Annotated in this window: 1 pseudogene; it reads left to right on the top strand. The window is 60.3% G+C overall.

The features are described 5' to 3' along the window. Window positions 1–295, top strand: a pseudogene (locus ACSIPU_RS31075) (4-hydroxyphenylacetate permease); the annotation flags it as partial.

Below are 295 nucleotides of genomic sequence, written 5' to 3'. Positions count from 1 at the left end.
CGCGTTCCACGTTGCGCGAAGTACTGACGCCAGCGGTGCTGATGTATACCCTCGCCTACTTCTGCCTGACCAATACCCTCAGCGCCATTAATATCTGGACGCCGCAGATCCTGCAGAGCTTCAACACCGGCAGCAGCAACATCATGATTGGCCTGCTGGCGGCGATCCCGCAGTTCTGCACTATTTTCGGCATGATCTGGTGGAGCCGCCGATCCGACCGCCGCAAAGAGCGCAAGATGCATACCCTCCTGCCCTACCTGTTCGCCGCGGCGGGTTGGCTGCTGGCTTCGGCAAC

It is taken from the genome of Klebsiella sp. HN106 (assembly GCF_051209435.1).
In the GTDB taxonomy this organism is placed as follows: domain Bacteria; phylum Pseudomonadota; class Gammaproteobacteria; order Enterobacterales; family Enterobacteriaceae; genus Klebsiella; species Klebsiella oxytoca.
The sequence above is the reverse complement of the archived record's forward strand: the minus strand, read 5'-3'. Positions and strand labels throughout refer to the sequence as shown.